This is a genomic window from candidate division KSB1 bacterium (genome assembly GCA_034506395.1).
Lineage (GTDB): Bacteria > Zhuqueibacterota > Zhuqueibacteria > Thermofontimicrobiales > Thermofontimicrobiaceae > Thermofontimicrobium.
The window spans coordinates 10,517-23,572 of the sequence record JAPDPQ010000019.1 but is presented as its reverse complement, the minus strand read 5'-3'; the positions used below and the strand labels follow the sequence as shown (position 1 = coordinate 23,572).

General features: G+C 48.3%; 5 protein-coding genes. 3 read left to right on the top strand and 2 right to left on the bottom strand.

Annotation, left to right across the window (positions count from 1 at the left end):
- Nucleotides 1–16 precede the first annotated feature (16 nt).
- The gene (locus tag ONB37_12745; protein ID MDZ7401023.1) at nt 17–2,347 is read left to right on the top strand and encodes a tetratricopeptide repeat protein; all 2,331 of its coding nucleotides are present in this window, start codon (nt 17–19) and stop codon (nt 2,345–2,347) included.
- 545 nt (nt 2,348–2,892) lie between these two features.
- On the opposite strand, the gene ONB37_12740 is transcribed toward ONB37_12745, so the two are convergent.
- The gene (locus tag ONB37_12740) at nt 2,893–5,667 is read right to left on the bottom strand and encodes a cation-translocating P-type ATPase (protein ID MDZ7401022.1); all 2,775 of its coding nucleotides are present in this window, start codon (nt 5,665–5,667) and stop codon (nt 2,893–2,895) included.
- A gap of 472 nt (nt 5,668–6,139) precedes the next feature.
- Complete coding sequence (locus tag ONB37_12735; GenBank protein MDZ7401021.1) at nt 6,140–6,871, bottom strand: DUF429 domain-containing protein; 732 nt, start codon at nt 6,869–6,871, stop codon at nt 6,140–6,142.
- A gap of 702 nt (nt 6,872–7,573) precedes the next feature.
- On the opposite strand from ONB37_12735, the gene ONB37_12730 reads away from it, so the two are divergent.
- A complete protein-coding gene (locus ONB37_12730) occupies nt 7,574–8,485 on the top strand; it encodes a glycosyltransferase family 2 protein (GenBank protein MDZ7401020.1) in 912 nt (303 codons plus the stop codon).
- A 340-nt stretch (nt 8,486–8,825) separates the two neighbouring features.
- Nucleotides 8,826–13,016 (top strand): S8 family serine peptidase, encoded by a 4,191-nt coding sequence (locus tag ONB37_12725; GenBank protein ID MDZ7401019.1) that lies wholly within the window; start codon nt 8,826–8,828, stop codon nt 13,014–13,016.
- The last annotated feature ends 40 nt before the right edge of the window (nt 13,017–13,056 follow it).

Sequence of the window (13,056 nt, the reverse complement as noted above, 5' to 3'; positions counted from 1 at the left end):
AAGCAAGAGGATCGCCATGAAGCGGCATACTATATATTTCGTAATTGTCGGGCTGTTGCAGTTGAACTTCGTTACCCCATTGAGTCCCGGGCTGTGTAACAGGGCAGAAGATCGCGATTTACAGGAGTTAACGCAACAGATACAACAGACGATGCCTTCGGCAATGATTGCGTCCTTATTGTTCCGAGCAGATTCGTTGCTGCGGAAAGATGGATTCGATGCAGCGCGAAAAACTTATCAATCGATTTTGAAGATGGAACCGAGCTCGACTGAGGCGAGAATTGGATTGGGAAAAGTGGCCCTGGCACAGGAACGATGGGATGAGGCCAATGAATTTTTCCAGCAGGTTCTTTCAAGCGATCCAGAGAATAAAGAGGCACATTATTATTGCGCGATCTGTTATCGGGAAACAGGGAAATTCAAGGTCCTACTGTTGCGCAAATTGGATTGGGACAAATCGAAGCGGCATTTTGAATGGATTTTGTCGCGGGATTCATTGTATAAAGATGTGGTGTATCAGTGGGCTGTATTGCACCGCTATCAGGAGAAATATCAAGCAGCCGTTCAGCTCGGGCATGCACAAATTCGATTGCGACCAGAGCTGGTTGAGCCGCAGGTCAAATTGTTCCGCTTTTATCGTTATCTGATCTCACATCTTGATGCCAAGGAGGCAATCGATTGGTTGAAGCAGCAGCCCTGGGATCACGCTCGCTTTGCCATCGGCGAACTTCACCGCCGCATGGGCCGTCTGGCGTCTGCAGATTCAATATTTCGTCACTTGCTTGAAACTCCCCTCGTGATGTCGCGCCAGCCGATCTATCTCTCCCTGGCACGAATTTATTACCAAAAAAATCAACCAGAATTAGCTCAGCGCTATTATTGGCAGTCAGTTGATGAAATTCAGAATGACATCGACGCCGAATTGGTTTTTGAGGATCTAAAATATATTTTAAGCGACCCAGAACTGGAGCAATTTCGGTCGCTCGTTGAGACTCAAGAGAAAATTGAATTTTTTCGAGCGCTATGGGTTCAGCGAGATCCGACCCCGGCTGCTACAATCAATTATCGGCTGGCCGAACATTATCGTCGGCTGCTCTATGCCGAACAGCATTTCGAATTTGATGGTTTTCGAACTTGGTTCAATAACCCAGATAAACTTGGATACCTGAACTTCCCCCGTGTCTACCAGCTTAATCATGAATTCCATGATAAGGGTCTGATCTATATTCGACATGGTCAATACGACGATTGGGCCGTTACCGTTGGCCAGGATGTGCCAGATAACGAATCGTGGCTCTATTACCCAACTGCCACTACTCCGAGAATGGTATTTCATTTCGTCATGGAGAATACCGTTGGTTATTGGCGGTTCACGCCTATCATTACGGATCCACATTTATTGGAAGATCGACTGCAATTTGGCAATATTTACTATCGTTTGCTTCAATCCGATCCATTGGAGCAGCAGACATTGATGAATGAAATGGCAAAGGAGAGCCAGCGTGCTGTGTTTACGGGGCTTTCCACTGATCAGCACCGATGGGATAAGGCCATTAAACCGTTGAATCTTGCCTTCATGTTCAGTAGCTTTCGCGGCGCGTCAGGCAAGACCGTCGTTGAGATTTACAATGCGTTTTCGCTCTGGCCGCTCATCGATCCAAGCAAGACTGAGCCGCAGCAGGTCGAGCTGGAAAAAGGAATTGCGCTCCACAATTGTCTCTGGCAAGAGATTGAACGCCGTCATGAAACCAGTTCGATATCGGTAACAAGAAATGAGTTCTATATCGATCTGTATCGTTTAGAAGTACCAGCGGACTCGTATCATGTGGCGTTCTTTCTGCGGCCGCACCACCACGATTTTTTGGGTGGCTGGAAAGTCGATACCAGAATCCCAGACTACAGCTCCAACGTGTTAGCGCTCAGCGACATTCAACTAGCAACAATTATTGCCCCAGCAGATCAGCCAGGAAGATTTGTGAAGCATGGTCTCTTAGTTGTTCCGAATCCCACCCGACGATTCGATAAAACGAAGCCTGTCTATGTTTATTTTGAAACTTATAATTTGACTCCCAATAGTGAAGGGAAGACATTTTTTTCTATTGATTATAAGCTTACGATGAAAAAGCAGCTAAAGCGAGGCATTGCTGGGCTATTCGGAGGCCAAGCGAAATCCTCGATTGCCACTCGCATCGAACGGGAAGGAACTAATGAGATGTCAGTAGAGTATCTTGCAATCGATGTCAGCCAGCTAAAATCGGGTGAGTACGAACTCGAGGTGAAGGTTACCGATCGTCATACCCAGAGAAGCGTGCAGAAAACCAGACCAATCCTGCTAGATTTACACTAAAAATCTATTTGCTAAGCCTAAACCCAAAATCCCTCTTGATCATTTCATGGGCCTAACGCTACATTCATGAACATCAGGGTTGAAAATCTATATAAAAGCAACCGAATCTTGCCCAGCCGAACATCTGCAGCGAATTAGAAATGGATTTGTGCTTTTTAAATTCAATGCACCACGAAAGAGTTACTTTTGTAAATTGAGGAATTCGATGAAGTGATGTCATTCCTGCGAATGCAGGAATCTTTTTAGGGTCTTTCATTTAATGCTCAATCATAGAGAAAAATCCCTGTCCACCAAATAGCCTTTGGCGTGAACCTAGGCGATTCAGGTTAAAAAATCCGTCATTTTGAGGAGCGAAGCGATGAAGAATCGCTTTAATAAGTGCAAATATTTTCGATAAAACAAGGAAGTCTTCGCTCCCTGCGGTCGCTCAGAATAGCATTTTGCTCTTAGGTTGAAGCCCATGGCTGGGTGGCGGACAACATGACATCTTGGCTTGATTTTGAATTTTGCAACAGATTGATATAAAAAAGTCGAAAAAGATAACGCTAAATCGCCCGATGCCGCAGCAAATATTTTTCAACTTTCACTGGCAAATAAACCGCCAGTGTTAGCCCGATGCAAAGCACCAGATCAGAAATCCCGAGCGGTTTTACGCTGAAAAAGTGGTTAAAAGCTGGCAAATAGATCGCAGCCAATTGCAGCCCGACCACGGCAAAGATCATCAACCACATGGTTGGGTTGGAACGAAAGTCCAGAGAGATCACACTTTCCTTGTTCATGGAACGAGAGCCCAATGCCTGCCCAGTTTGGAGAAACGCCAGAGCAGTAAAAACCATCGTCTGCCAGGTCGTATTTTCTGGATGAAGCGGATCGAAATAGAGATAACCTATCAATAGGGCAATCGCACCGATCAGAAATCCTACCCAGATGACGTGGAAGCCAAGGCCTTCGCTGAAGAAGTGGGCTTTTGGATTGCGAGGTGGACGTCGCATGGTGTTTTTTTCGGCGGGTTCCAAGCCCAAACCGAGGCCGAGCAAGCCATCCGTGAGCAGGTTTAACCAGAGCAATTGCAACGGAAGCAATGCCACGGTCACCCCAAACAACGGCATCAACAGCATCACCAACACCTTTCCCAAATTGCCAGCGATGGAAAATTTAACAAAGCGACGAATATTATCATAAATCACGCGACCTTCTTCCACAGCAGCGACGATCGTGGCGAAATTATCATCCAGCAGGATCATATCCGACGCCTGTTTCGAAACATCTGTCCCCGAAATGCCCATCGCGACACCGATATCGGCTTGTTTCAATGCTGGTGAGTCGTTGACTCCATCGCCGGTCATGGCCACAATCTGGCCCTGGTGTTGCAATGCCTGAACGATCCGCAATTTATGTTCAGGAGATACTCGGGCATAAATCGCCGTGTCTTTGACGATCTTGGATAATTGTTCATCGGTCATTGTGCTGAGCTCTTGACCAGTCACCACGTTGCCGTTATTGGAAATTCCCAGCTCATTGGCGATGAATCGAGCTGTCAATGGATGGTCACCAGTGATCATAATCGGTCGAATGCCAGCTTGCTTGCAAGTCTGAACCGCTTGCTTAACTTCAGGCCGTGGCGGATCCACCATCCCAATGAGTCCGATAAACGTGAGGTCGTGCTCGAGACTCCGCAATTCCTTTTTATCGGGAAGCTGGTCAAGCCATTTTGTGGCAAAGCCCAAGACGCGCATCCCTTGTTCGGCCATCTTCTGATTTGCCTGATGAATTCGTTCGCGCCAATGCTCATCTAATGGCACCTCCTGGTCGTCCACCCAGACTTTGTTGCAGATGTCGAGCAAACTATCAAACGCACCTTTGGTAATTGAGAGCAACGGGAGACCATTGGAACGAACAAATTTGATCGCATCCGGTAGTTCTTCGCCGTCGGAGGGAATTCGATGAACCGTGGTCATCCGCTTCCTTGTCGAGTCGAAGGGAAGCTCGGCAATTCGAGGCATGATATTGAGCAATTTGGTCTGATTAATATCAACTCTGGAAGCCGCTACCAGCAGCGCCCCTTCAGTGGGATCACCGATAAATTGGACTCGACCAGTCTCTGGATCTGGCCGCAGCGTGGCGTCGTTGCATAGAGCACCGCCAAGCAACACCATACAAACGGACTTGGGCTTTCCTTCGAACAGCTTTTCTCGACAAATGGAAGCTTCATCGCGATTCGATCGGTCGGTTTCGTTAGTTTCAATAAATTGACCTAAATCGATCGAATGACCTGCCACATCGATCACTTGAACCGTCATTCGATTTTCTGTTAAGGTTCCAGTTTTATCAGAACAGATTACAGTTACCGAACCCAAGGTCTCCACTGCTGGGAGTCTTCGAATCAAAGCTCGGCGTTTCAACATCCGTTGAGCGCCGAGGGCCAGGGTAACTGTGACGACCGCCGGCAAGCCCTCTGGCACTACGGCCACTGCAACGCTTACTGCGGTGAGAAACATCTCGCTGAGAGTCCCCCCACCCATGAGGCCGATGATCATTACTAATATCGCCACAGAAATTCCCAATATGGCCATCAGTTTGCCCACCTGATTGAGCCGGCGCTGCAGCGGTGTGGATACTGTTTCAACCTGCTGGATCAGGGTGGCGATTTTACCCAGTTCAGTCCTCATCCCGGTGGCAACAACCACACCCTTGCCATGGCCATAAGTCACCTGCGTTCCCATAAAAGCCAAGTTTATCCGATCCCCAATTGGCAGATTCGTTACGTGCAGCGCATCGGTCTCTTTCTCCACTGATTCAGATTCCCCAGTAAGGATCGATTCCTGAACTTGCAAATTCACACTTTCGATTAATCTCAAATCAGCTGGGATTAGATTTCCCACTTCCAAAAAGACAATATCTCCGGGGACCAATTCACGAGCGGATATTTCTTTGATTTGACCATCGCGCTGGACTCTGACTTGAGGCACGCTGAGCTTTTTAAGGGCTTCCAAGGCTTTCTCAGCGCGATATTCTTGGATAAAACTCAAAAACGCAAATAGAAAAACAATTGCCAATATTGCAGCGGTCTCTGTCGGTTTCCCCAAAAAACCCGAGATCACGGCTGCTATCATCAAAATGATTACCAGAGTGCTTGTGAATTGCTCGAGAAAAATGACGATCGGCTTCTTTCGGCCTTGCTCAACCAGTTCATTGGGACCGTACTGTTTTTGTCGTTGATTGGCCTCAGCCTCGCTTAACCCGTTGAATGGATCGGTGCGCCAATGTTCTAATACCTCCTGCACCGATTGAATGTGCCAGGCATTCGTTTGGTGATTCATATTTGCTTCCTCTTTCTCCACAGCGTGGCGTTTGGAGCTAAAATTACCCCCAAAAAATTTTCACTTATTCGTTTTTATTATTCTGCAAGACGTGGCAATCTGGCTAATGAATTTGTTTCTTAACCAATGACCAAAGCTCATTCCTCTGTCCGCTGACCGACCGACAGAATGGTTCGGAATGGCTGTAAAAATTGGAAAGAACCCTCATTTTCCCAGAAATAGTAGGCTCACTCCCTCCGCAATGCTTTTGCCTCTGATGTCAATCCATGATCAGTCGCGAAATGATGATCGTAATCAAATTGAAACCAATGTGAACGAGAAGGCTTGACCAAGCTTAATTTGGAGAATCACGAAAATATTTCCCACAGCTACCTTTTGCTAGTTGATGACCTCAATATTAAAAAATAAGCAACGATTAAAGAACTATAATAACCTGCTCAATAGTTCCCAATCGTCGCCGATTCTGCAAAGCTTATATTATATTGCTAAGAAAACGTCGGGTAAAGACCATCTCCATGGGCAAATTTTTCTGGTCCTTTTCGGGATGATCCGGTAGGGTGACCAGCAGATGGGATGGTGACGCGGCCGTGATCGCCAGAGCCAATGCGTCCAAAATATCATCGCGCGCCAGATCCTTGCGCCGGTAAGTTTGAGTCGCAGCTTGAAATGTTGCTTCAGTAAAAGGATTCAATGGCTTTAAAACATTCAACCGTTCCGCAACCCCTTCCTCACTCTTCTTATTAAAAGCCATGACGTGGCCCCCAGACAGAGCCCAAAAACAGACCTCGGGATGTGATTCCCGAATAACCGAGCGGCTAAGGGGCTCCTCGTCAAGTAGTCGATCCACCTGTTTGATTTTATCGATAATATTCCAAGTCTGAATCGAAAGTTTACGGCCTAAGCACTGATAATTCACGAGTGATGCTTGTTCGTAGTCGGCTTGATTAATAGCTGGACGAGCGGGTGCCGGAAAAACACTGGCGCCCCGGCGTCCCAAAAGCTTCCTGGCCTCGATATCGCAGCTCCGGTTCCGCCAATCCGGCAACCCGATCGGAATATCGATGAGGATCAATCGTGCCTGCCCAAATGTTTCCCACATCTGTTCGATCGATCTGAACATCTGATAATGAAGCTGATTGTCTTCTGCGACCGCAATGGCAAACCAGCCACCTGAACAGCCGTCTACGCCCACATAATGAATCATTTTGCCGCTATGATTTGATTTGCTTCTGTTCGTTACTTAACAAACTTGATTGCTTATCAGTTAAAGACCCAATGGATCGGGCGGATTGAACCTTTGACTTCCCAACTTCTATTCCGTTTTAGCCAAACTGATATGCTCAACTCAAATTGAATTTTAGCCAATTTTTTTCTAAATGTCAAGAGAAATATTTGCGATAAAAAAACAATGTCGTATTGAAACTCATCCTACTTGCACATGCAAAATACTTTTGTTAATGGCTTGTGCGTTACCAGTCTGAACGAAACCCATCTTCATCTCGTTTCGATCTGTCTGTCGATTTACAGAGAAATTATGACACACAATCTTAATAAAATGGATCTCTGGCACTGTTCACAATCTGAATTAATCTTGCTTTCGATTTACTTATTCAAGCTCCATGCGTAAGATGCCAAAACATGTTATAGCTTCATCCCTTCGTAAACAGCCATCCCATTATCTGGTTCACCAGGATAAAACGTTGAGAAAATCACTGTCTTCGAGTTGGCAGATGGGATGAAAAAATTTAATTAAATTTTCAGCTTCAATCCAAAAGATAATTAATTTTGCTTTATGATCTTCGGCATGTAGAAAAATTGAATATAATTCTTATTGCTATTATCATCCTAATTCATTAATTTTGTCCTCGAATGAGGACCAGCAATTGAAATCGAGGAGATGCAAGCATTGTTCGATTTTTCCATTGTCATTGTCACTTTTAACAATCAATACGAGATCGTATCATGCATCGAAAGCCTAGGCCATGCGCTAGCAGGCTTCCGTGCTGAGATCTTCCTTATCGACAATTACTCCGCTGACGAAACCTTTCATATATCTAAAAAATTACTATCGCAATTTGATGAAAGACATCACTGGTCATTGATTTGCAACGAAACCAACATCGGTTTCACCAAAGCCGTGAACCAGGGATTGCGCCAGGCCCAGGGGGATTTCGTGCTGCTGCTCAATCCTGATACCGAGCTACCTTCTGATGTCTTTCGGCCGCTGGTCGAAATTTTCCAGGCCGATCCCCAGGTCGGAATGGTGGCGCCCCAATTGCGCAATGCCGATGGCTCGATCCAGCCCTCCTGTCGGCGCTTTCCGAGGCGGCGGGATGTGATCTATCATGCACTGGGGTTGCATTGGCTGTTCAAGCGAAGCCGTGAATTCAATTTCTGGAAGATGGGCGATTTCGATCACCAGAGCCAGCGGGAAGTGGATCAGCCGCAGGGGGCATTTCTTCTAGCTCGGAGACAGGCGGTCGATCAGGTGGGGCTATTGGATGAACGTTTTCCCATGTTCTTCAGCGATGTGGATTGGTGCCGCCGATTTATCGCTCATGGCTGGAAAATTTTATTCGTCCCCAGCGTTCAAATAGTGCATCACAAAGGGACGTCAATTTACAGAAATCGATTAAAAATGATCTGGTCCAGTCATCGCTCATTCTATCATTATTTCCAGAAGTACCAGCGGGGATTTCTCCAGCGGATGTTGAATTTATTGATCGGTGAAATCCTAATCGGGCTGGCGCTGGTGCGGTCGATTTTTTATTTGCTGAGTTCAAACGAATTGAAAGATCTAATGTGGTCACAGAAATGAAAGGTCTCAGAAAAAAAAATTGATTTCAATTTCTGTGGCCTTTCATTTCTGTGATCGAACAAAAAGATAACTGGTCACAGAATTGAAAGGTCTCAGAAGAAAGCTCTTGAATTGATTTCTGTGGTTAAATTTTGCTACTTGAACCACAGGTTGTCATTCCGACCCGCCAGCTGGCGGGGAGGAATCTTTACTAGCAAAAGACTGCCGAATCTTAGAAGATGTTTGTAAGAGAAAGATTTCTCGCTACGCTCGAAATGACACGTTTATTCAGTTGGCTAAATTTGTACTTTCTGTGGCCTTTCATTTCTGCTACCAATTCAAAATAGGAATTTTCTCGCTTATGAAACGAAGCACATTCATCATTGGAATCATCATCTTTGGTCTAACCAATTTCATTCATGCCCAGGACATTTTGGTGAAATTCAAATCCAAAATTGATTTTGAAAATCGTTCGTCCCTGGAATTGGCTGCGGTGGATGCTTCGTTTGCCAATTTGCCTCCGCTGCAAATTATGCCTCTGGCTAAAAGATCTTTGCGAAGATTTCAGAACCTTCGCAAGGGAATTCCCGACCACTTCACCACCATCGGCATCGACCGCTGGACCACGATCCGACTGCCCAGAGGAACTGATACCCAGCAAATTATCGCTGCGCTGCAGGCGCATCCCGCCATCGAATTCGCTCAAGTCAACCACGTCTATCGAGTGCATCAACTGCCTAATGATCCTCGGATCGCCGAGCAGTGGCTGATCCGAACAATCCAGCTCGATCAGGCCTGGCACAAGACCCCTGGCGATCCCAGCGTGCTGATCGCTATTATCGATACGGGCATCGACTACAATCATGAAGATCTGGCCGCCAATCTGTGGCTCAATGGGGGCGAGGATGCCAATGGCGATGGTCGGATCGATGCTGCTGATTTAAACGGCATGGACGATGACGCCAATGGTTTCGTGGATGACCTTCAGGGCTGGGATTTCACCGATGCGCCCCATTTCCCCGATGGGGGAGACTATCAGGACCGAGATAACGATCCCATGGATGAGAACGGCCACGGCACCAGCGTGGCGGGCATTGTCGGCGCTGTGGCAAATAATGCCATCGGCGTAGCTGGCGTCGCCCCAGGCTGTCGCCTGATGAACCTGCGGGCGGGCACCAGCCAGGGCTTGCTCGAAGAAGATGATGTCGCTTCAGCCATTATCTATGCCGTGGACAATGGGGTCCGAGTGATCAACATGAGCTTCGGCGATGTGGCCACCTCGCAGATGCTGCGGGATGTCTGCCAATTCGCCTATCAAAGCGGCGCCGTGCTCATCGCTTCGGCAGGGAATAGTCAATCGGCTGCCGTGCACTACCCGTCGGGATTTTTGGAGACGATCTCTGTGGGCGCTACCACGGAGGATGATTACCTGGCGGGATTTTCCAATTACGGCGCCACCATCGACCTGGTCGCCCCTGGCGTTTCATTGCTTACCACAGCCAAAGGCAATGATTACCGAACCTTTTCTGGCACTTCGGCAGCAGCGCCAGTGGTGTCTGGAGTCGTGGGATTGATGTTGAGCCTGCGACCCGATCTCAACAATCAAGATGTGAGAAATATTCTGGTTTCGTCTGCCGATGATTTGGGTGAACCAGGCTGGGATCCTTATTACGCCGCTGGTCGATTGAATGCCGCTCGGGCGCTCGAGATCGGCTACGAGTCCCAGGCCACCATCATCAGCCCCCGATTGGATGATGGGATTGCCGAGTCGCCTGTGATCATCCGTGGCACGGCCTCAGGGGCGTTGTTGCACGGCTATGAGTTGCTCTATGGCTTTGGCGAGAATCCCACCGACTGGTTTTCCATCGTTTCGATTTCAGGGCGGCAGGTGGTGAATGACAGTTTGGGCCGCTGGCCGATCGACTCCTTGCCCGATTCGATCTACACCCTGCGCCTCAAGGTCTTGAACAAAGACGGCAGCTCGGTGGAACACCGCACCCAGATTCAAATCGATCGCACAGCGCCGAGGCTGCTGGCGCTAAAGCAGACCCGAATGATCGACGGCAGCCACTATTCCCAGCTCATCGAATTTGAAACCGATGACATCACCAGAGCCACGATTTTATATCGCCAAAGAGATACTGGCGGCGCTTTCACTGAAATTCCGCTGGGCTATGAAGTGACGACGCATCGCTATAATTTCACCCACCCAGGCCGATTCGAATTTGCATTGAACCTGCAAAATCGGTCAGGTTTAACGACCGAACAGGGGAACAATCGTTTTCAAATCGATTTGACCGAGCCCAATATCGAGACCAGCCGTTTTGCAAGCAAGAATTTCGAGCTCCCTCGACTCTATTTGCTCAATCGGGTCTGCGATTTTGACGGCGATGGACAGCGGGAGCTTTTGGGGTCCAAATTGTCGGAGCGCCAGGGGTTTCAAAATTTGGTTCTATTCGAATATCGATCGGGAAATTTGCAGGAGATACCTTTAACGAATCATATCGCTATTCCCAGAGATGTTGCCGATGTGGATGGGGATGGCCTGCAGGAAATTCTCGTTGGCGCTGGCCCCATTTCCTTTATCCTCGCCAGCGAGAAGCCTGGCGAATTTCCCACCACAATTGTCTGGGCCGATACCAACGATTTCTGGGCAGGCCGCTTTGCTGATCTGGATGGGGACAGCCGAATTGAGATCATCGCACGGGTCGGCAATGTCTGGACGGTGCTGGAATATCTCGGGGCGCATCGCTACGAGCAACGGGCCTCGTTGCCCAATCCCACTTCAGGCAGCAATGGCACAGGTGTGCCGCATTGCGAGGTCGGCGATTTCGATGCCGATGGCAAAATGGAAGTATTGTTCGGCGATTACGATGGCGATATTTATATTTATGAAGCCGATGGGAATGACCGTTACAGCGCCACCTGGCAGGAGCGGCTGCCCTTGATGGACGCCATCGATTTTCTCTCCAGCGGCGATTACGATGGCGATGGTATTCTGGAATTTGCCGCAGGTTGCCATTCTTCGCCTGATCTGGATGCCGAGCATGAATACGATGGCCGCTATTGGATCTTTCGGATTTACAAAACAGTTGGCGACAATCAATTTCAGTCCGTCTGGGAGCAGGCGTTCTTCGGCTTTGCCAATCCAGCCGATTTTGCCAGTGGAATGTCTTCTGGAGATATCGACAATGATGGCCGTGACGAATTGCTGATCAATGTTTTTCCAGATTTCTATGTCATCGATTATGACCATTTGGCTGGAAAGTTTCAGCCGATTGGATATTTTTATCCCAGCCGCAGCCAGGCCAATGCCATCGGCGACTTCGATGGCGATGGCTATCCAGAATTTTTCTTGAATACAGGCGAAAAAACCATTGCCCTGCAGGACCGTTTTGCAGCGGCTTCAGGACCGCCCGCCCCAGCAGGTTTTCAGGCCTATCCGCTCGACGAGCAGCAGGTTTATCTCTCCTGGCTGCCTGTATTGGAGGCCGACAGCTATCAGATTTATCGAGGGCAATCGGCCGACCAATTATCGCCATTGGTTCAGGTCGCAACCATAGACTTTTTGGATCAATCGGTCGAGAAGGATAGCCGATACTGGTACAGCGTGTCGGCGATCATTTCATCCAATGAGGGACAGCGCACAGCTCCCATCGCTGTGCAGCCTGGCGCTCGACCGTTTCTGACCAGCGCCCAATTTATTGCTCCCAATCAACTGCGACTGGGATTCAGCGAGCCGATGAGCCAGTCGATCCTGAATCCAGCGGCCTACCGTTTTTTCCCAGATATGGGGCAGCCCATTTCGGCCATCGATTCCCGCTCAGGCCAGGAGGTACTATTAACAGTGGCCCAAAAATCCCTTTTGCCAGGTGCTTATGCCGTTCAGGTTGCGGGAGTCAGCGATCAGGATCGGACGCCCATCGATACCACTCGCAATCGCCTGACGTTCGAGGTACCAGCCCAGATCTCGCCATTTTATCTGGTCTCGGCTAATCTAATATCATCTCAAACCATCGCCCTGACCTTTAACCAGCCAGTTGATCCGATCTCGGCGCTGGAGCCGTCCAACTATCTGACGACACCAATGCTCCCTATCGCATCCATCGCCATTTCGCCAACCAATAGCGCCCAGGTGATCCTGACCATCGTATCGCAACACCCCATCGGCGCTTTGGGGATGAATTACATCATCACCGTGCAAAATATTTTGAGCCAAACAGGCGTCCCCATCCAAACGGGACAGGGCAGCCAGGCATCGCTCATCTTTTATCAGAACGATCTCTCCCAGGTGTTCACCTACCCCAATCCCTGTCGAGTGGGAGCGGGTGAAAATTCCATCATGTTCGCCAATTTGACGAAGGAGGCGACGATCAAAATTATGACGCTATCGGGACAGGTGATTCGAACGCTGCAGGAGAAGGATAGCAATGGCGGCGTGCGATGGGATTTGCGAAATGAGCAGGGGGAAATGGTGGCGGCGGGGATTTATGTTTATTCGGTTCAAAATAATTTGGAATCGAAAAAAGGAAAACTGGCGATCATTAGATAAATTTGATGCTCAAGTAATTCAAATTGATTTGATCAATATG